The 19,961-nt window shown below is 72.7% G+C and carries 20 protein-coding genes; 14 read left to right on the top strand and 6 right to left on the bottom strand.

What is annotated here, in order from left to right:
• Positions 1-4: 4 nt before the first annotated feature.
• From VA596_RS22320 to VA596_RS22275, 10 genes are all read left to right on the top strand, one after another.
• Complete coding sequence (locus tag VA596_RS22320; RefSeq protein WP_323329773.1) at positions 5-772, top strand: phytanoyl-CoA dioxygenase family protein; 768 nt, start codon at positions 5-7, stop codon at positions 770-772.
• The gene (locus tag VA596_RS22315) at positions 772-1,527 is read left to right on the top strand and encodes an SDR family NAD(P)-dependent oxidoreductase (RefSeq protein WP_323329772.1); all 756 of its coding nucleotides are present in this window, start codon (positions 772-774) and stop codon (positions 1,525-1,527) included. The genes VA596_RS22320 and VA596_RS22315 overlap by 1 nt, the downstream gene beginning before the upstream one ends.
• A gap of 21 nt (positions 1,528-1,548) precedes the next feature.
• On the top strand, positions 1,549-2,538 hold the full coding sequence (locus tag VA596_RS22310) for a proline racemase family protein (RefSeq protein WP_323329771.1): 990 nt from the start codon (positions 1,549-1,551) through the stop codon (positions 2,536-2,538).
• Positions 2,539-2,551: 13 nt separating this feature from the next.
• Positions 2,552-3,427 carry a DMT family transporter gene (locus VA596_RS22305; protein WP_323329770.1) on the top strand — a complete coding sequence of 292 codons (876 nt, stop codon included), beginning with the start codon at positions 2,552-2,554 and terminating at the stop codon, positions 3,425-3,427.
• Positions 3,424-4,002 carry a serine O-acetyltransferase EpsC gene (epsC, locus tag VA596_RS22300; protein WP_323329769.1) on the top strand — a complete coding sequence of 193 codons (579 nt, stop codon included), beginning with the start codon at positions 3,424-3,426 and terminating at the stop codon, positions 4,000-4,002. Before VA596_RS22305 ends, epsC begins: the two co-directional genes overlap by 4 nt.
• Before the next feature lie 13 nt (positions 4,003-4,015).
• A complete protein-coding gene (locus VA596_RS22295) occupies positions 4,016-4,945 on the top strand; it encodes a PLP-dependent cysteine synthase family protein (RefSeq protein WP_323329768.1) in 930 nt (309 codons plus the stop codon).
• 85 nt (positions 4,946-5,030) lie between these two features.
• Positions 5,031-5,477 (top strand): hypothetical protein, encoded by a 447-nt coding sequence (locus VA596_RS22290; protein WP_323329767.1) that lies wholly within the window; start codon positions 5,031-5,033, stop codon positions 5,475-5,477.
• A 25-nt stretch (positions 5,478-5,502) separates the two neighbouring features.
• On the top strand, positions 5,503-6,693 hold the full coding sequence (locus tag VA596_RS22285; RefSeq protein ID WP_323329766.1) for a sensor histidine kinase: 1,191 nt from the start codon (positions 5,503-5,505) through the stop codon (positions 6,691-6,693).
• Complete coding sequence (locus tag VA596_RS22280) at positions 6,693-7,343, top strand: response regulator transcription factor (protein WP_323329765.1); 651 nt, start codon at positions 6,693-6,695, stop codon at positions 7,341-7,343. Before VA596_RS22285 ends, VA596_RS22280 begins: the two co-directional genes overlap by 1 nt.
• A gap of 35 nt (positions 7,344-7,378) precedes the next feature.
• Positions 7,379-7,879 (top strand): RDD family protein, encoded by a 501-nt coding sequence (locus tag VA596_RS22275; protein ID WP_323329764.1) that lies wholly within the window; start codon positions 7,379-7,381, stop codon positions 7,877-7,879.
• 59 nt (positions 7,880-7,938) lie between these two features.
• Here the strand turns inward: VA596_RS22275 and VA596_RS22270 are convergent, their stop codons facing one another.
• Together VA596_RS22270 and VA596_RS22265 are read right to left on the bottom strand one after the other, a co-directional pair.
• A complete protein-coding gene (locus VA596_RS22270; protein ID WP_323329763.1) occupies positions 7,939-8,601 on the bottom strand; it encodes a hypothetical protein in 663 nt (220 codons plus the stop codon).
• 27 nt (positions 8,602-8,628) lie between these two features.
• On the bottom strand, positions 8,629-9,567 hold the full coding sequence (locus VA596_RS22265; RefSeq protein ID WP_323329762.1) for an SDR family NAD(P)-dependent oxidoreductase: 939 nt from the start codon (positions 9,565-9,567) through the stop codon (positions 8,629-8,631).
• A 191-nt stretch (positions 9,568-9,758) separates the two neighbouring features.
• Between VA596_RS22265 and VA596_RS22260 the strand changes: the two genes are divergently transcribed.
• Entirely contained in the window at positions 9,759-9,998 is a 240-nt protein-coding gene (locus tag VA596_RS22260; RefSeq protein WP_323329761.1) for a hypothetical protein, read from the top strand.
• A gap of 6 nt (positions 9,999-10,004) precedes the next feature.
• Here VA596_RS22260 and VA596_RS22255 read toward each other — a convergent pair whose 3' ends face one another.
• Positions 10,005-10,832 carry a helix-turn-helix domain-containing protein gene (locus tag VA596_RS22255; protein ID WP_323329760.1) on the bottom strand — a complete coding sequence of 276 codons (828 nt, stop codon included), beginning with the start codon at positions 10,830-10,832 and terminating at the stop codon, positions 10,005-10,007.
• Positions 10,833-10,985: 153 nt separating this feature from the next.
• On the opposite strand from VA596_RS22255, the gene VA596_RS22250 reads away from it, so the two are divergent.
• Entirely contained in the window at positions 10,986-12,020 is a 1,035-nt protein-coding gene (locus VA596_RS22250; RefSeq protein ID WP_323329759.1) for an SDR family oxidoreductase, read from the top strand.
• Positions 12,021-12,415: 395 nt separating this feature from the next.
• Here VA596_RS22250 and VA596_RS22245 read toward each other — a convergent pair whose 3' ends face one another.
• Complete coding sequence (locus tag VA596_RS22245; protein WP_323329758.1) at positions 12,416-13,312, bottom strand: CE1 family esterase; 897 nt, start codon at positions 13,310-13,312, stop codon at positions 12,416-12,418.
• 82 nt (positions 13,313-13,394) lie between these two features.
• Here VA596_RS22245 and VA596_RS22240 point away from each other — a divergent pair, with 82 nt between their 5' ends.
• Both VA596_RS22240 and VA596_RS22235 read left to right on the top strand, forming a co-directional pair.
• Positions 13,395-13,967, top strand: coding sequence for a TetR/AcrR family transcriptional regulator (locus VA596_RS22240; RefSeq protein WP_323329757.1), 573 nt, complete (start codon positions 13,395-13,397; stop codon positions 13,965-13,967).
• Positions 13,968-14,078: 111 nt separating this feature from the next.
• The gene (locus VA596_RS22235) at positions 14,079-17,777 is read left to right on the top strand and encodes a S8 family serine peptidase (protein ID WP_323329756.1); all 3,699 of its coding nucleotides are present in this window, start codon (positions 14,079-14,081) and stop codon (positions 17,775-17,777) included.
• Here VA596_RS22235 and VA596_RS22230 read toward each other — a convergent pair.
• On the bottom strand, positions 17,770-18,798 hold the full coding sequence (locus tag VA596_RS22230; protein ID WP_323329755.1) for a helix-turn-helix domain-containing protein: 1,029 nt from the start codon (positions 18,796-18,798) through the stop codon (positions 17,770-17,772). The two genes, VA596_RS22235 and VA596_RS22230, sit on opposite strands and share 8 nt — an antisense overlap.
• A gap of 144 nt (positions 18,799-18,942) precedes the next feature.
• Positions 18,943-19,863, bottom strand: coding sequence for a PKD domain-containing protein (locus VA596_RS22225; protein ID WP_323329754.1), 921 nt, complete (start codon positions 19,861-19,863; stop codon positions 18,943-18,945).
• Between the last annotated feature and the right edge of the window lie 98 nt (positions 19,864-19,961).

Here is a 19,961-nt window from a genome sequence, read left to right as displayed (position 1 = left end):
ACCGATGCTTTCTCCCGCTCAGCTCGACGAATACCGGACGCAGGGATTCCTCGTCCAGGAACGGGTCTTCGACGAAGTAGAGATCCGGCAGCTGAAGGACGAGGCCGCGCAGGAGTTCGCCACGGGCGGCGAGCGCGTCACGGTCGAGGCGGACACCGACGTCCCCCGCGGCGTCCACGGCTGTCACCTGCACACCGAAGCGTTCGGCCGGCTCGTCCGGTCACCCCGCCTGCTCCCGGTCGCCGAACAGCTGTTGGGGGACCAGGTGTACGTCCACCAGTTCAAGATCAACGCCAAGCGCGCCTTCAAGGGCGAAGTCTGGGAATGGCACCAGGACTACACGTTCTGGCACCACGAGGACGGCATGCCCGAGCCGCGTGCGCTGACCGCCGCGATCTTCCTCGACGAGGTGACCGAGTTCAACGGGCCGCTGACCTTCGTGCCCGGTGGGCACGGCAGCGGCGAGATCGACGCCGAGGTCGAGGGGGAGGGGTGGGCGAACACGCTGACCGCGAGCCTCAAGTACTCGATCGACATCGGCACCATGCGGAAGCTGATCGACCGCAACGGCCTGGCCGCCCCGAAGGGCCCGCGTGGTTCGGTGCTCTGGTTCGACGCCAACATCCCGCACGCGTCCGTGCCGAACATCTCGCCGTCCGACCGCGGCCTGGTGCTGATCACCTACAACGGCGTCCGCAACAAGATCGACCTCGCGCGCAGCACCCGGCCGGAATGGCTGGCGGCGCGTGACTTCACCCCGCTCGAGGCGTGATGCCGACCCCACTCGCGAACCGCACCGCCGTGGTGACGGGCGCGTCCTCCGGCATCGGCGCGGCCGTCGCCCGGGCGTTGTCGGCGGCGGGCGCCCGTGTCGCGTTGGTGGCCCGCAGCCCGGCCGCACTGGACGAGACCGCGGCGACCCTGCCAGGCGAGTCGTTGTGCCTGCCGGCCGACGTCTCCGACGACGCACAGGTGGCCGCCGCCGTCGATCGGGTCGAGGCGACCTGGGGCGTGCCGGACCTCGTCGTCACGTCGGCGGGCGTCTGCGACCCGGCGACCCTGGCCGAACTCACGCCCGGCTCGTGGCGGCACACGCTCGACGTCAACCTGTCCGGAACGTTCTACGTCGCGCGCGAAGCCGCCCTGCGCATGCGGCGGGCGGGCGTCCCCGGGGACATCGTCACGATCGGGTCCGAGCTGTCGGTGATCGGCATGGCCGGCTACACCGCCTACTGCGCCTCGAAAGCCGGTGTCCTGGGCCTCACCCGGGCCTTGGCGGCCGAGCTCGCGCCGGACGTCCGCGTGAACGCGGTCTGCCCGGGTCCGGTGGACACCCCGATGCTCGCCGCGGAGTTCGCGGCCGGCGGTGATCCCCGCGCGGCGTACGAGGAGACCCTCGCGCGAGTCCCCTTGAGACGGCTGGGGACCGCCGACGAGGTCGCGGCGGCGGTCCTGTACCTCGTCGCCCCGACCACCTATGCCACCGGCACCGCGCTCCACCTCGACGGCGGCACCACCAGCGTCTGAACCGGCACCCGGAGGAAGACCATGCGAACCGGCAAGATCGTGCACACCGTCGAGTCCCACACCGAGGGCATGCCCACGCGGGTGGTGGTCGGCGGCGTCGGGACGCTCCCCGGCGCGACCATGGCCGAGCGCCGCCGGTACGTCACCGAGCACCTCGGCGACCTGCGGAACCTGCTGGTGCGCGAACCCCGCGGCCACGCCGCGATGGTCGCGGCGATCCTGCAGCCGCCGACGGTGCCGGACGCCGACGCCGGCGTGCTCTACCTCGAACGGTCCGGCTGCCTGCCCCTGTGCGGCCACGGCTCGATCGGGGTCGCCACCGTGCTCGTCGAGACCGGCATGGTCGAGGTGACCGAGCCGGTGACGACGGTGCGGCTGGACACCCCGGCCGGCCTCGTGGCCGCCGAGGTCGCCGTCACCGGGGGTGTCGCCCGCTCGGTGACGATCGACAGCGTGCCGTCGTTCGTGCTGGAAGCCGGGCGGGAGGTGAAGGTCGCCGGGCTCGGCGCCGTGCGCTGCGACATCGTGTACGGCGGCAACTTCTTCGCCATCGCGGATCTTGCCGACCTCGGTATCCCGTTCGAACGTGGTGCGCGGCAACGGATCATCGACGCGGGAGTGTCCATCATGGACGAAATCAACGCCACGGGCGCGCCGGTGCACCCCGAAGATCCCGGTATCGCGGGCTGCGACCACGTCTACCTCGCCGCGCCGGGCGCGTCCCGCCACGCCATGGTCATCAGCCCCGGCTTCCTCGACCGGTCCCCGTGCGGGACCGGGACGGGAGCCCGGATGGCCCAGCTGCACGCCCGCGGGGAACTGGCGCTCGGGCAGGAGTTCCGCAACGAGTCGTTCCTGGGCACGCATTTCCTCGGCCGCCTGGTCGCCGAACGGACGATCGGCAAGTACCGCGCGGTCCTGCCCCGGATCACCGGCCGGGCCTGGCTGACCGGGACGGCGCAGTTCTTCCGCGATCCGGCGGACCCGTTCCCGGCCGGTTTCGAGCTCTGAACCCGTGGACCGGGTGTCCGGAACGCGGTTCCTGCTGGTGGCCGCGCTGGGGGGACTGAGCTTCCCCATGGTCAAGCTGGCGCTGGAAGGCCTGAGCCCCGCTCAGCTCGTGTTCGGCAGGCTGCTGCTCGGTGCGGTGGTCCTGCTGGCGCTCGCCGGGCTGCGCCGCACCGCGCTGCCGCGCTCCGGCCGGGTGTGGGGGCACCTGGTGGTGGCCGCGGCGCTGGGCAACGTACTGCCGTTCATGCTGTTGTCCTACGGCGAACGCACCACCGACGCCGGGCTCGCGGGGGTCCTGGTGGGCAGCACGCCGCTGCTCACCCTGGCGCTGGTCACGCTCGCGCGCGTCGAACCCGCCACCCGGCGCAAGGCGATCGGGCTGGTGATCGGCTTCCTCGGGCTCACGGTGGTGATCAACCCGTGGGACACGGTCTTCGGCTCCGTCGCCGGACAGCTCGCGTGCCTCGGCGCGGCCCTGTGCTACGCGGCGTACTTCTCCTACGTCCGCCGGTACCTGTGGCCCCTGGGACTCGCACCGGTGGCCCTGATCGCCGGGCAGCTGTGCGTGGCCGCGGTGCTCCAGGCGCCCGTGGCCCTGGTCCTGGGCGGGGCGGCGCCGAGCCTCACCGGCAGGGTCGCGATCGGCGTGGTGTGCCTCGGGCTGCTCTGCACCGGACTGGGGTACGTGCAGTTGTTCCGGCTCATCGGGGAGGTGGGGGCGACCACCGCGTCGGCGTGCAACTACCTCGAGCCGGTGTTCGCCGCCGTGATCAGCACGGTCCTGTTCGGCGAAGCGATCACGTGGACCATGCTCGCCGGCGGCCTGGTGCTGCTCGCGGGGGTGGCGTACGCGGAGGGCCGGATCCGCGTCCCCGGGGAGCCCCGGTGAGGGCGGCGCGCTGGTGGCGGGCGGCGGCCGACGACCTGCGCGTGATCCGCGAGCGCGACCCGTCGATCGCCTCGCGCACCGAAGCGCTGCTCCACCCCGCGCTGCCCGCGATCTGGACCTACCGGGTGGCGCACCGGCTGTACCGGTGTGGCCTGCGCCGGACGGCCCGGGCGGTGTCGAACGCCGCCCGGGTCCTGTCCGGGGGCGTCGAGATCCACCCCGGCGCGCGGATCGGCCGCGGCTTCTTCATCGACCACGGCGCCGGGGTCGTGATCGGGGAGACCGCGGTGATCGGCGACGACGTGACGCTCTTCCACCAGGTCACGCTCGGCTCGACCGGCTGGTGGCACGACCGCGCACGGCCCGCGGGTGCGCGGCGGCACCCGCGGATCGGCGACCGCGTGGTGCTCGGCGCGAACGCGACCGTGCTGGGCCCGATCACCGTCGGCCACGACAGCGTCATCGGCGCGCAGGCCCTGGTCGTCCACGACGTGCCCGACGGGGCCCGGGTCCTGGCGCCCGCCGCGGCACCTCGCCGCGCCACGAAGATCGTTGTCCATTTTCCCACCTGGTGACACGGAGGCAGTTGTGACAACCCGAACCCCGGCCGGCTCGTTCGCCGACCTGATCGGCGGCACCCCGCTCCTGCGGCTGGACTTCGGCCCGGAGGCCGTGGCGACGGTGTACGCCAAGCTCGAATCGGCCAACCCGCTGGCGAGCGTGAAGGACCGCACCGCGCTGTTCATGATCGAGGGCGCCGAACAGCGCGGTGAGCTGCGCCGCGGCACCGGCACCGTCGTGGAGGCGTCCTCCGGCAACACGGGGATCGCGCTGGCCGCCCTCTGCGCGGCACGCGGCTACGCGTGCGTCATCGTGCTGCCGGACGACGTGAGCGCCGAGCGGATCCAGCTGCTGCGGTCGTTCGGCGCGGAGGTCGTGCTGTCCCCGTACCAGGACGGCTACGCGGCCGCCGTCGCGCTGGCCGCGAAGATCCACCGCGAGCGGCCCGGTTCGTGGTACGTGTGCCAGCACGAGAACCCCGACAACGTGCGGGCCCACTACACGACCACCGGCCCGGAGATCTGGGCCGACCTGGACGGGAAGGTCGACCTGTGGGTGTGCGGCTACGGCACCGGCGGCACGCTCACCGGCACCGCCCACTACCTCAGGGAACGGAACCCCGCCGTCCGGGTGGTGGCGGTCGAACCCGACCGGTCCCCGTTGCTGAGCAGGGGTTTCGGCGGCCTCCACGACATCCCGGGCCTCAACGGCGGCTTCCTGACGTCCACCACCGACGTGAAGTGCGTGGACGAGGTCCTCACCGTCTCCGACGACGAAGCCCGCGCCGCGGCCCGGCTCCTCGCCCGCACCGCGGGCCTGCTGGTCGGCATCTCCTCCGGCGCGGCGGCCCACGCCTGCCGCGCCCTGGCCACCCGCCCCGAGCACGCGGGCAAGACCGTCGTCACGGTGTTCCCGGACAGCGGCGAGCGCTATCTGTCCACATTGGTCACGGACTGAACCGGGGCAAGGGCGCCTCGGCCGAAAGTACGAGAAGGCCGTCTTTCAGCCGGTGCCCGGGCGCGCGGCGCCTTAATTTCCCGGTATGACTACCGAGACGGTGCGGGAGAACCCGCCCAGCACGATCATCGCCGCGTTCTTCGGCTTCCTGGCTTCCACGGTCTCCGCCGTCGCCAGTGGGCTGCTCGTCCTGACTTCGCGCGCGGAGATCGAGGCGACGCTGCGCAAGTCCGATCCCGGGGCGGCCCAGGACCGGCTCGACCGGCTCACCCTGGTGGCGCAGGCCGTCCCGGTCGCCATCGCCCTGGTCATCGCGATCGTCTACCTGTGGCTGTCCTTCAAGCTCAAGGCGGGCCGCAACTGGGCCCGGGTGACGCTCACCGTGTTCACCCTGCTGCAGGCGGCTTCGCTGCTGACGACGGCGCCGTCCTGGGCGGGCTACCTCAGCTGTGGTGTGGCCGTCGTGGCGACGGTGTTCAGCTACCTGCCGCCGTCCAACCGGTACGTCGCCGGGGTCCGGCGCGCGGCCTGACCTCGACCGGCGGATCATGACGGTCATGCGCAGAGCGGGAACCCGGGCCCGGCGGGGCATGCTCGGTGCCGAGCTCGCCGCGCTGGGCGCGGCGGTCGTCGCCGATTTCGTGCTGGCGCTGCGGGTGCCGGGTGCGAACGGCGGCTGGGCCGCGCCGCTGACCGGGATCCTCGTCTCGAGCGGTACGGCGATCCCGGTGCTGGCCGTGCTGCGGCGGCGCTTCCCCCGTCACATCGGTGTGCTGGGGAGCGTCGTCGCCGCGTTGTCGGTGGTCACCACGGTCGTGGCGGTCGCCGGAACCGTCCGGGCGCAGCCGCCGATCGCCGAGGTCGTGGCCGCCGGACTGCTCACCGCGTCGGCCGGCCGGCGGCTGCCGCCGCGGCAGGCGGCCGCGCTCGCCCCGGCACTGGGCGTGGTGATGATCGCCGCGCCGCTGCTCCGGTACGACGTCGGGGCGCCGGGGACGCTGCTCGCGGTGGCCGCCGCGGCGTACTGGGGGGCCTGCGTCGGCGTCGGCCTCATCCTGCGGGCGGCCGACAAGCGGCAGCGGGACGCGCTGGACCGGGTCCGCGCCCAGGAACGCCTGCAGCTGGCCCGGGAACTGCACGACCTGGTGTCCCACCACGTCAGCGGGATCGTCGTCCGGGTGCAGGCCGCCCGCGCGATCACCGAGGCGGGCGCCGACGAGGGCAACCACGCCGCCGTCTACCGGGAGATCGAGGAGGCGGGCGGGGCGGCGCTGGACGCCGCCCGCAGCCTCGTCGGCATGCTGCGGGACACCGAGGACGTGCCGCCGCTTTCGGGGGCCGTTTTCGGCGATGCCGTGCGTGCGGCCACCGGTTCCGCGGCCCGCGTCGAAATCGCCGAAGAACTGGATCAGCTGCCGGTTCCCCCGCAGCTGGCCGCCACCGTCAACCGCGTCGTGACCGAGGCGCTGACCAACGTCCGCAGGCACGCGCCGTCGGCGACGGAGGTCTCGGTGTCCGCGCGCACCGAAGCCGACGACCTCGTGCTCGAAGTGCGCAACGACGGCGTCCCGGCGACCCCCCTCTCGTCGCCGGGCGGGTTCGGGATCATCGGGATGACGGAACGGATCGCCATGCTCGGCGGCAGCCTGACCGCGGCTCGCGAGCGAGGCTCGTCCTGGCGGGTCACCGCGCGCCTTCCGCTCGGTACCGAAGACGCCCCCTTCAGCACGTTGCCGCGGGGCATCTGATGACCATCCGGGTGCTCGTCGCCGACGACCAGGTGCTCGTGCGCACCGGCTTCCGGCTCGTCCTGGACGCCGCGCCGGACATCGAGGTCATCGCCGAGGCCGCGGACGGGGAGGCCGCGGTGCGGCTGGCGCGGCGGTTGCGGCCGGACGTCACGCTGATGGACATCCGGATGCCCAAAGTGGACGGTCTGCGCGCGACGGAGCTGCTGGCCGGGCCGTCGGTCGCGGACCCGCTGCGGGTCGTGGTGGTGACGACCTACGACGCCGACGAGAACGTCTACGCCGCTTTGGTCGGCGGCGCCTGCGGGTTCCTGCTGAAGGGCGCCGGCCCGCGGCAGCTGGTGGACGCGGTGCGCGCGGCCGCGAACGGCGAGGCGATGGTTTCGCCGTCGGTGACCGTGCGCCTGCTCGCCCGGTTCACCGAGCGGGCCCGACGGCGGGCGCAGCCCGTCGCCACGGTGCTGACCGACCGCGAGTCCGATGTGGTCCTCGCGGTCGCCCGTGGCCGCACCAACGCCGAGATCGGCGACGACCTCCGCGTCTCCCTGTCGACCGTGAAGACCCACCTGGCGAGCGTGCAGCGCAAGCTGGAGCTGCGGAACCGCACGGAGATCGCCGTCTGGGCGTGGCGGCAGGGACTGGTCAGCTGAATGGACTCCCTTGACCGGTGTGGAAAACTCACCAAATGCTGACGGATCGGCTGGGGATGGCGGGGCGCCGGGTCGTCCAGGCCGCGCTCGACTGGGCGCTCGCCGTCGGGGCGGGATTCCTCTGCGCGCTCGCGGCCGGCCTCGTCGTCATTCCGTTGCTGCAGTGGGGTTGGGTGCCACCGAAGGCGATCCTCTGGGCACCCGCGATCACGTTCCTCGTGGTCGCGTACGCCGGCGACGTCCTGATCCAGATCTGGGTCCCGTTGCGCCGCGGCGGCGTCACCCCGGGAATGCTGGTGATGGGCCTGCGCATCGAGACCCTGCGCGGCGGCCGGCCGAAGGGCCGCGCCTACCTGATCCGCTGGGTGCTGCTCACGGTCGACGGGTTGCTGCTGGGACTGGTCGCGGTGGTGAGCATCGTGGCGACCAAGCGACGTCAGCGGATCGGCGACCTGGTGGCCCGGACCCTGGTGGTCCGCGCCGACCCCGGCGGGCAGCCGGCCCGTGAGGAACCGCTCGAGGTGGCCGCCGCCTAGCGTGTCGGCCCGCGCGTGACCCGAATCCACGAGGAAGCCAACGCGAAACGCCGGGCCGGTCAGCGGGTCGGGTAACCGGTTGCGGCGACGCCGTCCGCGACGGCCGCCAGGGTGGTGGCGGGGTTGAGCGCGGTCACGACGTCGGCGGTCAGCGGTTGCCCGGCGTAGAGGTGCCGCACCGCGTCGAGGTCGACCGGCGTTTCGTAGTAGTCCTGCGCCCACTCCCGGAATGCCTCGGGTGTGCGTTCGGTCAGCAGGGCGAACAGCCAGTCGGCCCCGTCGTCGCCCTTGCCGGGGAAAGCGATGGTTCCGTGCCGCCAGGCGGTGTCGCTGTGCTCACGCCACAGGCACACCGTGACGTACGGCGTGCCGTACTCGTCGGAGAACGCCGGTTCCGCCACGCACTTCCGGAACACGTCGGGCACGTCGTCGAGAACGCCGGGCCACGGTTCCTCGTCGTTGGTGGCGTAGGGACTCATCGGCGACTCGTGGTCGAAACCGCGGATGTACGCTCCCGCGGCCGTGAACACGACGGAGTATTCGTTGCCCGCGCCGTCCCGCATGGACGCCAGCTCCTCACCGGGCGCCCAGGCGGTGTCGTAGAGGTGGTACCGATCGTCGCTGTCCGGGCTCAGCAGGACGTCCAACGCGGCCAGCGCACGGCACAGCGCGCGCAAGTCCGGGATCGCGGGCAGGCGCCGGGCGAGGTCGTACACGGTCACCCTTGGCATCCAAGCAGACCGCTCCGCTCATGCCTCTGTGCCCGCGCGTTCCAGCAGCTCGGCCGTCGCGTCCCACAGGCGCCGCTCTCGGTCGCGGTCGTTCGCGATTGGCTGGACCTCGGTCTGCTTGGTCTTCACCACGAACGCGCCGTCGCGGAGGTGGGCCCAGCGGTCGTCGAGGGCCAGCTCCGCCAGTAGCGGGCCCGAGCGCTGCGGTGTGGAGACGCCCGGGATGCGGCCCAGGGCGCGGCTCATCGCCTGCAACGCCGCGGGGGCGCCGCGGCCCAGCGCGGTGCCGGGCATCCAGCCCGGCTCGAACACCGACACGCCGACGCCCGGGCCGGCCCGGCGCTGCAACTCGTGGGCGTAGTAGAGGATCGCCAGCTTGGCGTTGGAGTAGGCGACACCGGAAGCGGTCATGCCGGGTGCCTGCGGGCCGGTGGCCGGGCGGGCCAGCTCGACGGGGTCGGCCCACTCGGCCTCGGGCACGTGGAGCAGCTTGCGCCAGACGTTGGCGTGGTAGGTGTTCGAGCCGACCAGCACGACCCGCGCCGGGGCGGTGAACGAGCCGAGCAGGTCGCCGATGAGCCGGGCGTGGGCGAGGTGGTTGACGGCGAAGGTCAGTTCGTAGCCGTCGGCCGAGGCCTGCCGGGTGTCGGCCGACATGGTGCCGGCGTTGGCGACGAGCGCGCGCAGCGGACGGACGGCCCCGTCGGCGACCAGCTTGCGTGCGGCGGCCGCGGCGGCGCGGACGTCGGCCAAGCTGGACAGATCGCAGCCGAGCTCCTGGACGCGGGCGCCGAGGGCGCGGGCGTCGCCGGCGACGGCGGTCAGGTCGTGGCCGGCCCGGCCGAGGAGCAGCAGGTCGGGTCGCCGCCCCTCCGGACGGGCGGCCATGGCCAGCACGGCGTGGCGGCCCAGGTTGCGGGTCGGGCCGGTGATGAGGACGGTTCCGGGGTCGGTCATGGCTCCAGCCTGCGAGGACGGCGGGGCCACAGCCAGCCGTCCGGTTTTCGTAGGACTGCCGGGACCAGGACGGCGGGGGACTTGCCCGGGTTTCTCGATCGTGTCCGGACCGGGCGGCGAAGATGCCGTGCGTGTCGACTTTCGCTGATGCCCTTGCCCCGCCCGCCCGGACCAAGGCGCAGAGTCCTGCCGTGACGACGCGTCCGCCGGTGACGCTGCAGGAAGCGCTGACCGATCCCGACCCGCTGATCCGCTACCAGGCCCGGCGGCAGCGGGCCTACGAGAGCGGCGAGCTGGTGCTCGACTCGGATCTGGTGACGCTGGAGCGCATGGTCGAGATCTGGCAGACCAACCGGGATCGCCAACGGGGGCACCGCCTGCGCGCGGCCGAGCTGCTCCGCGCGGCACCGCGAGCCGGCCGCAAGGGGTAGCGAAGATCACCGCCGGACGGTGTCCGGGACCGTCGTGGCCAGCAGCGCCAGCTTGTCCGCCTCGGTCCCCGGGGTGGCGTGGTAGGCGACCAGCATGATCCCTTCGGTCCCGCTGACCAGGAGCTTCTCGCGGTTCAGGGTGATCTCGCCGACCTGGGGGTGGTGGAAGGTGATCGCGGCGGCTCCGCGTGCGCGGACGTCGTGGCGGGCCCACAGGCGGCGGAAGAGCGGGCTGCTCAGCGCAAGCTCGCCGACGAGCTCGACGAACCGGGCGTCGTCGGTGTCGGTGCCCGCCGCCTCGCGCAGGTGCGCGACCAGCACCTCGGCCGCGCGCTCCCAGCCGGCGAACAGCGCCTGCTCGCCGGGGTCGAGCAGGACGTCCCGGAGCCGGTTGGCCCCGGGGACCAGGCAGGGGGACAGGGCGGTGGCCAGGGGATTGGCGGCCAGGACGTCCAGGTAGCGCCCTTCGATGAAGGCAGGCACCGGCAGCATCGCCAGGAACGCGGCCGTGCTGGGCGGCACGGTTTCCCGGCGCCGCCGTCGCGGCCGGCGAGGCGCGTTCCCGGCGAGGCCGAGCAGGTAGGCCGTCGCGTCGTCGTCCAGGCGGAGCACCCGGGCGAGGGAGCCCAGGACCTGCGCGGACGGGCTGCGGTCGCGGCCGCGTTCCAGCCGCAGGTAGTAGTCGGCGCTGATCCCGGCCAGCATCGCGACCTCCTCGCGCCGCAGGCCGGGCACCCGCCGCAGCCCCACCACGGGAACCCCCGCCTCTTCGGGGGTGACGAGTTCGCGGCGCGCCCGCAGGAACGCGCCCAGCTGGTTGCGGTCTTCGGCCATGAGCCCACGATAAGCCGAGGTCACCCGATGTGGGGGGTCCTGTCATCCCCCCGGCTGACGGGAGCTCTGGCACCACCGCTCCACCCGGCGGATCGTCGGGATCGAGATCAAGATGCGTCTCGGCGCACGGCACACTTCGAGGGGAAAGCACCCATGACCACGCAGCGCGTTCTCGTGACCGGCGGCTCGGGCTTCATCGCCGGGCACTGCATCCTCCGGCTCCTGGAGCAGGGGTACCGGGTTCGCACCACGGTGCGCTCGCTGCGGAAGGAGCAGGCCGTCCGCGCGGTGCTCACCGACGCCGGCATGGTGCACGGCGACGCGCTGAGCTTCGTGGCCGCCGACCTCACCGCCGACCGCGGCTGGGCCGAGGCGGCCGACGGCTGCGACTTCGTCCTCCACGTGGCGTCGCCGGTCCAGCCCGGCAAGGTCGCCAACGACGACGACGTCATCGTCCCCGCGCGCAACGGCACCCTCCGCGTCCTGCGCGCCGCCCGCGACGGCGGGGTCGGGCGCGTGGTGCTCACCTCGGCGTTCCACGCCGTCGGGTTCGGCCACCCGCACCTCGGCCGCGCGTTCACCGAGGACGACTGGTCCGTGCTCGACGGGCCCGGCGTGGACGCCTACGGCAAGAGCAAGATCCTCGCCGAGCGCGCCGCGTGGGACTTCGTCCGTGAGGAGGGCGGAGCCCTGGAGCTGACGACGGTCCTGCCCGTCGCCGTGATGGGCCCCGTGATGGGCCGGGAGGTGTCCGGCGCGAACCACATCGTGCAGCGCCTCCTCGACGGGAAGATCCCCGGCTACCCGGACATGTACGTCCCGATCGTCGACGTCCGCGACGTGGCGAGCGCGCACGTCCTGGCGATGACCGCCGACGGCGCCGCGGGCCAGCGGTTCCTGCTCGCCAGCAGCCCGTCGATGGCGATGAAGGAGATCGGCGCGCTGCTGAAGGAGAACCTCGGCGCGAGCGCGAAGAAGGTGCCGACCCGCACGATTCCGAACTTCGTCGTGCGGGCGGGCGCCGTGTTCTCGCCGGAGTTCCGGACCATCGCGGCCGAACTGGGCTTCGTCAAGGAGATCTCGCACGAGAAGGCCCGGTCGGTGCTGGGCTGGACGCCGCGAAAGTCGGCGGAAGCGGTGGTGGCCGCGGGCGAGAGCATGCTGCGCAAGTCGCTGGTCTCGGCCTGATCCCGTTGCTCGCCGAGCAGCCGCCGCGCCCAGACAGCGCCGGTGCTGTGTCCTGCTTTCGGTACAGCCGCGGCGTTTCTTCCCACACCGCCCTGGTCTGTTCGACCTCACCGGGCGCGGCGAGCGGATGGCCCAGGCCGTGGAGGATGTCGGCTTCTGCCTCGGTGTTATGCATCTCGCGGCACAGCTCGAGCGCGAGGTGTGGTGGCCGTCGTGGTGGCGCTCCGCTCAGTTCGGCAACGCGTTGAGACCTCCCGGGAACTCCGCTTTCTGCGTTGCCGTGGCGATGACCTCGTGCAGGCGCCGCCTTGATCAGCGCGGCGTACGCGACCAGGGTCGCACTGAACTCGGCGTGCGTCGGGGCCCGGATGTGGATGAACTGCTCTTCGTTGTCCCTACAGGGTTTTCTGGTTCGCGCCGACTGAACCCGGCCGGGGCCGGCGAAGGCCGAAGAACGAGCCGGCGAGGTCGGCGGTGTCGACCTCGTGGCTGGTCTTGCCGAGGATCCGGAGGTTGCGGGCCGGGCCGGGAACGGTGTGGCCGCCGCCGAGGATGGTGTACAGCGTCACCGGTGGTTTGCCGTCCTCGTGGTACTCCGAGCGCTCGACCGTGCCGCCCGGCTGGTGGCGCGTGGTGACCGGGGCGGCGGTGATGCCGTTGCGCTCGGCGAAGTGGCGGGCGGTCCGGGGTGCGGACCAGCTCGTGCCGCCGACCTTGAACAGCTGCCGCTTCCACCAGCTCATCGTGCCGCCGTCGTAGGAGACGATCGGGTCCTTCGTCCCGTGGATGAACAGCATCGGCAGCGGGGCCGGCGGCGTGTCCGTGGCGAAGAAGTTCTCCGGTGCGGGCATGGTCGCGCCGATCACGGCCCCGCCGGCGAGGAGCCCCGGTGCCTCGTGGGCGAGCCGCATGACGAACTGGCCGCCGTTGGAATAGCCGATCGCGAACACCCGCCGTGGGTCGATCCGGTTGCCGGCGGCGAGTTTGGTGATCATCGCCCGGGTGAACGCGAGGTCGTCCATTTCCTCGAGCCGGGCGGGAAACCGGCTTTCCCGGCGGGCGTCGTTCCAGTTCCCCCGGTAGCCGTCCGGGTAGACGACGACCGCGGTGCCGTCGGCGGCGAGCCGGTCGAAGGCCCCGCCGGTGAACGCCCGGTGCTTGTCGCCGGTCTGGCCCGATCCGTGGAAAACGAGGACGAGCGCGCGGGACGCGGCGTCTCCCGCGGGCTCGACGGTGGTGAAGGTGCGGGTCGTGCCGGCTACGTCGATGCTGTCGCGCGTGGTGGTGGGCATGAGGGTCCTTTCGGCCCGATCCGGATGAGCTATCCGTTTCACCGTAGCACAAGTGGATGACTCATCCGTTTATACTGCAGGCGTGACCACCACCCCGCTGCGCAAGGACGCCGCTCGCAACTGGGAGCGCATCGTCGAGACCGGCCGCCGCTACGTCGAGGAGGGCCGGCCGCTGCAGCTCAACGACGTGGCCCGGGCGGCGTCGATCGGGGTCGCCACGGTCTACCGGCACTTCCCCACGCCGGAGGCGCTGCTGGAAACGGTCGCCGCGCCCGCGTTGGAGGCGCTGGCGGAGCACGCCGAGCGGGCGCTGGCCGATCCCGACGCGTGGCCGGCGTTGCGCGGGTTCCTGGCCGCGGGGATCGAGGCGCAGCTGACCGACGCGTCCCTGCCGCCGGTGTTCGCCGCCCCGGCCGACGCGCTCACGAGCACCACCGAACTCAAGCAGCGGCTCACCGGCCGGTTCGGCCGGTTGCTGGACCGCGCGCACGCGGCGGGCTTGATCGACCCCGGGGTGTCCGAGCGGGACCTGATGTCCCTCATGTGCGGGCTCGCCTACGCCGTGAACGTCCAGCCCGGGCTCGGCGCCGCCGAGCGCGGCGCCACCGGCCGCCGTTACCTCGACCTCCTGCTGGCCGGACTGCGACGCTCCTGAGCACTCGGGCCCGAGTCCACAAAGGCCGGCCGCTGACGAAGATGCGACGTGTCGTGTTTCGGACGCCCCCGCCCTAGTGACGGATCACGGCACCGGCGCGAGCCTGGTGCGATGCACTGGAGATCACGTGTTCTGGTCCTGGCCTGCGCCGGCACCCTGGCCGCGGGCACGGCCGGAGTCGCGGACGCGGCCCCCGGCCCGCAAGCGGCACCCTCGTCCGCGGCTGTCGAACGTCATTCGGTCACCCTGCTCACCGGGGACGTCGTCCAGGTCGAACGGCAGCCCGGCGGCAAGCAGGCCGCCACCGTCCAGCCCGCGCCCGGCCGGGAGAACATCCGGTTCCACCAGCAGGAGGTCGACGGCCACCTGAGCGTCTTCCCCGAGGACGTCGCCCCGCGGCTGGGCTCGAAGCAGGTCGACCGGACCCTGTTCGACGTCACCGAGCTGATCGCCGAGGGGTACGCCGACGAGCAGTCGAAGACCCTCCCGCTGATCCTCACCTACCGCAAGGGCGCCGACCTCCGCGCCGCCGAGGCGGCCCCGAAGGCGGCCGAGCTGGGCGCGACCCTGACCAGCGTCAACGGCCGTTCCGCGCGGGCCAGCAAGGCCAACGCCACGGCGTTCTGGACGTCGTCGGCGAGCAGCGCGATCGAGCGGATCTCCCTGGACCGCAAGGTCCGCGCCTCCCTCGACCGGAGCGTCCCGCAGATCGGCGCCCCCGAGGCGTGGGCCGCGGGCTACGACGGCACCGGCACCACGGTCGCCGTGCTCGACACCGGCTACGACCCCACCCACCCCGACCTGGCCGGCCGCGTGAGCGAGGCGGTCAACTTCACGACCAGCCCCGACACCACCGACCACTTCGGCCACGGCACGCACGTCGCCTCGACGATCGCGGGCTCCGGCGCCGCCTCGGGCGGGCGGCTCAAGGGTGTCGCGCCCGGCGCGAAACTGCTCGTCGGCAAGGTGCTCGACGACGACGGCTTCGGCTACGAGTCCTGGGTCCTCGCCGGGATGGAGTGGGCGGCGCACTCCGGCGCCAAGGCGGTCAACATGAGCCTCGGCGGCGGTCCGACCGACGGCACCGACGAGCTCAGCCTCGGTCTCGAAGCGCTCAGCGCGCAGACCGGCACGCTCTTCGTGGTGGCCGGCGGCAACGACGGCGAACTGGGCGCCTACACGATCGGCTCGCCGGGCACCGCCGAAGCCGCGCTGACCGTCGGCGCCGTCGGCCGGGACGAGAGCCTGGCGCCGTTCTCCAGCCGCGGCCCGCGCCTGGGCGACAACGCCGTCAAGCCCGACATCACCGCGCCCGGCGTCGGCATCGTCGCCGCGCGCGCCGCGGGGACCGCCATGGGCGACCCCGTCGACGACCACTACACCGCCGCTTCCGGCACGTCGATGGCGACGCCGCACGTCGCGGGCGCGGTGGCGATCCTCGCCCAGCAGCACCCCGACTGGCCGGGCGCCCGGCTCAAGGACGCGCTGGCCAGCACGTCCCTGACCGCCACCGGGCTTTCGGTGTTCGAGCAGGGTGGCGGCCGGGTCGACGTGGCCCGCGCGGTGAAGCAGAAGGTGTTCGCCACCGGCACGCTCAACCTCGGCGCGGTCGAGGACGGCAAGGCACTGGTGTCCAAAGTGGTCACCTACACCAACGCCGGAACCACGCCGGTCTCGCTGAAGCTCGCCCTCGACGCGAAATCCCTCGGCGGTGTCCCCGCCGCCGACGGGATCAAGCTCGGCAAATCCACTGTGGACGTTCCGGCCGGTGGCCAGGCGAGCGTCACGATCACCGGCGACCCGGCGAAACTCGCGGCAGGCACCTACAGCGGGCGGCTCACCGCGACCGCGGACGGGGTGGTCGTGCACACCGCGCTCGGCGCGGACAAGACCGCGCCGAAGCGCAAGGTCACCATCACCGCCCTCGACCTGCAGGGCAAGCCGGCCCTCGTGCCGTGGCTGCTGATGTACGGCGAGGACTACCGCTTCGACGTGAACACCGCGATGGCGGGCAGCATGACCGCCGAGGTCGGCGCGGGCGTGTACTACCTGACCGCGCAGGTCAACGGCACCGACAACGGTCTGGCGGTCTACCAGGTCGTCCAGCCGGAGATCCGGGTCACCGGCGACACGACCGTCGTGCTGGACGCCCGCAAGGCGGTGAAGGTGCAGATCGAGACGCCGAAACCGTCGGAACAGGCCGGGATCTGGAGCTACTACACCTACCGGGAGCTCGGCCCGCGCAAGATCGCGAACTACGCCATGCAGTTCGACTACACCCGCGAACTCTGGGTCACCCCGACCCCGAAGGTGACGACCGGGGCCTTCGAGTTCGGCTCCCGCTGGTCGAGGATCGCGCCGCCGTTGACGGCGAACGTCCTGGGCGGCCGTGATCCGCTCACGACCCGCTACCTCGCCGGGTCGCCCAAGCTGGACGGCTGGCGGCTGCTGCAGGCCGTCTCCGCGGGTGCCGGCAAACCGGCGGACTTCAAGAAGGCGAACGTGCGGGGGAAGGTCGCGATCGTCGACCCGGACCCGGCGGACTACAACCGCGACGAGGTCTCCCGTGCCGCCGCGGACGCCGGGGCGGCGATGGTCTTCATCACCGTGCCGGACGGCTGGGGCACCGCCTCGGTGCCGTCGGTCAGCGCGGCACCGTACCTGACGATCCCGACCGTCCAGCTCGACCGGGACGACGGCGTGGCGCTCCTCGCCAAGATCAAGCGCTTCCCGACTTTCCTGACCCTGCAGGGGATCGCGGTCAGCCCGTACCTCTACGACGTGGTGCAGACCGAGCGCGACCGGATCCCGGAGAAGCCCGTCCACCGGGTCACCGCGGCGAACACCGCGACCGTCACCACGCACTACCGCCAGACCGGCAGTGGCGGTGAGGCCAAGGAACAGCGGTTCGCGTGGAAGCCGTGGCAGGACTTCGCCGTCAACGAGTACCAGCGGTACGTGACGACGCCCTCGACCCGGGAGGAGTACGTGAGTTCGGGGGACGTCCTGTGGCAGCACCGGGTCAAGCACGGCCTGGTCTGGGACGAGATGTCGCCGCTGGATGGCGGCATGACCTCGGCGCCGCGCACCTACACGGGCAAGGAAAACCTCACCGAGGACTGGTTCGCGCCGGTCGTCCGTCCGGCCATTCCGCGGGGTGTGCCCGGCATGGACTCGGCCCGGGAAGGCGACAACCTCCGGATCCGGATCCCGGAGTTCGTCGACAGCCAGACCGGGCACTACGGGTTCAACGAGGGTGACGACCAGGCCGCCCCGGCCACCACGTCGGCGAAGCTGTTCCGTGACGGCAAGCTCGTGTCGGAGCAGCCGTACGCGTTCGGCACCTTCCCGGCCGGTGCGGACCCGGCAACCTACCGGCTCGACCTGTCGGTGCGGCGCGACTCACCGGAGTGGCTGTTCGGTACCGGTACGCAGACGTCGTGGACGTTCCGCTCGGCCCGGTCGGCGGCGCCGGCGCTGCTTCCGTTGCTGCAGCTGGACTACGAGGTGGACGCCGACGCGGGCAACCGGCTCCCGGCCGGCCGCCGGGCCACGATCGGCCTGACCGCGCGGTTCCAGGACGGGATGGCCGCGCCGGACGTGCGGGCGGTGAAGGCCTGGGCGTCCTACGACGACGGCAAGACCTGGCGCGCGGTCGACGTCAAGCGCACCGGGAAGTCCTACACGGCCACGATCGACCACCCGTCGCTCGGGGCCACGAACAAGTACGTCGCGCTGCGGGTGCAGGCCACCGACGGCGCGGGTGACAGCGTCGACCAGACGGTGCTCCGGGCGTACGGGCTCAACTAGCGTCACGCACGGGCTCCGGGCGCCTCTCGCCGTCACGCGGCAGGAGGTGCCCGGGGCTCGGCTCGTCCAGCCAGCCGAGCTTGCTGGCCTGCCAGGCCAGCTGCATCCGGGTGCGGGCGTTGACCCGGCGCATCAGGTCCTGCAGGCGCCGCTGGACGGTCCGGTAGCTGACGTCGAGCTGGGTCGCGATCGACTTGTCGCTGACGCCGCCGATGAGCAGCGACAGCAGCCGCCGCTCGTCGGGGTCGAGGTGGCTCGCGGGCGCGGTGTCGCCGATCCGCAGCGGCGACGCGCGTTCCCAGTAGACCTCGAACAACGCGACCAGCGCCGACAGCAGGCTGCTCTCCCGGACGAGCGCGGCGGTGGGCTCGCCCGTGCTGTCGTGGCTGACCAGCGGGCACAGCGCCACCCGGCGGTCGGAGATGGCCAGGCGCACCGGCAGTTTCGAGATCGAGCGGGCGATCTCGCCGCCCTCGATGCCCTCCAGGACGTTGACGATCCGGCCGGGTTCCTCGAGCAGGCCGGTCTCGTAGATCACGCGGTACTGCACGCCGCGGGCCTGCGCCAGCGCCTCCTCGACGTTCTCCGACGCCGCCATCGCGACGTTGCCCTCCAGGCAGAACCACAGGGACTCTTCGCGGGCGCCGCGCTGGATGGCCAGCGCCTGCCGCCGGATCGCGTCCACCCCGGTGACGACCTCGACCAGCTGCGCGGAGTCCCGCCGCCGCGCGCTGCCGCGGTACTCCTCGGCGAGCTGGGTCACCGCGGCCCTGGCGGCCTCCAGCTTCTCCTGGCCGTGCACCAGCAGCGGGCCGAGCGAGACGTCCGGGGGCGCGGACGCGTAGTGCTCGTCGATCCGGTTGACGAGCCCCTTCGCCAGGAGGACCTCCAGGATCGGGTCCACCTCGCCGCGGCTCACGCCGAGCCGGCCCGCGATCTCGCCGGGCGCGGTCCGGTAGCCGCCGACGATCACGCGGTAGACCCGCTCTTCCTCGGGGGTCATGCCCAGCGCTTCCAGCACAGTGCCTCCTAGCCACGCGGCCGACGGGGTTCCCATCGGCGCTGACGGCTGGTGGACAACGTACAACGCGGGGGCAAACGGGTGAACGGGTCACCGCGCACCCCGCCGGCGGGCGGCCGGCGGGGTGCGCGGATCAGGGCCGGGTCAGAAGCCCATGCGGCAGCCCGACAGGACGATCTCCTGGCCCAGCAGCGTCACCACCCGGACCGCGTACTGCGCGAGCTGGCCGTTCGGGCCCGCGACCGTCTGGTTGGCGTAGACCGTCGCCACGCCCGGGATCCCGATGGTGACCGGCGCCGTGCCGATGACCTGGCCGTTGATCTTGCCGACCCGGGACGAGCCGGACATGCCCTGCTCGTTCGCGACGCAGCTCGTCTCGATGTCCGTGACGCTGATCAGCCCGCCGAGCAGGCTGGCCCCGGACACCGTCGCCGAGGCGTTCGTGCGTCCCGTGTCCACGTCGAGCGCGCACTGCGCGTGCAGGGCGTTCACGGACGCGAGACCCAGCACGTTCACCGACGCCGTGGTCTTGTCCGAGCTCGGCGGGCAGCCCGCCAGCGGCGTCTTCGCGACGGTGACCGGCCCGGACGCGCTGAGCGCCCACGCCTCCGCGTTGACGAACGTGACGACCTTGACCGTGGCCGTCCCGATCCCGCCGTCGTCGTCGGTCACCTTCACCGTGGCGGTGTGCGCGCCGACGCCGGTGTAGGCGTGCGACGCGGTGCAGGTGCCCGAACCCGCACCCTGGGCGACCGTCCCGGTGGCGGCGGGGCTGCCGTCACCGAAGTCGATCGTGCAGGTGTGCGTGTCGTGCTTCCCGGCGTCGGTGAACGGCGCCGTGAAGGTCACCGGGGTCCCGCGGGTGACGTTCGCCCCGGCGGCCGGCGCGGTGATCGTGACGACCGGTGCGACGTTGGCCAGCGTGAGCGTCGTGGTCTTGACGACGTCCGGGTGCAGGCCGTCGTTCGCGCTCAGGGTGAGCGTGAAGACGCCGTCGTCGTCACACGTGACCGTGGTGGACAGTGCGGCCGCGTTGCCGAACGAGCACGTCGTCCCACTGTCCACTCCGGACGCGGGGGCGATGCTCCAGTGCGTGGTCGATGGCGGGGGCGTGGGGGGGGGGGGGGGGCGGCGGGGTGGGGAGGGCGGCCCCCCCGCGCCCC

It is taken from the genome of Amycolatopsis heterodermiae, from assembly GCF_034929455.1.
Taxonomy (GTDB): domain Bacteria; phylum Actinomycetota; class Actinomycetes; order Mycobacteriales; family Pseudonocardiaceae; genus Amycolatopsis; species Amycolatopsis heterodermiae.
This window is presented reverse-complemented; position numbering and strand designations above follow the sequence as displayed.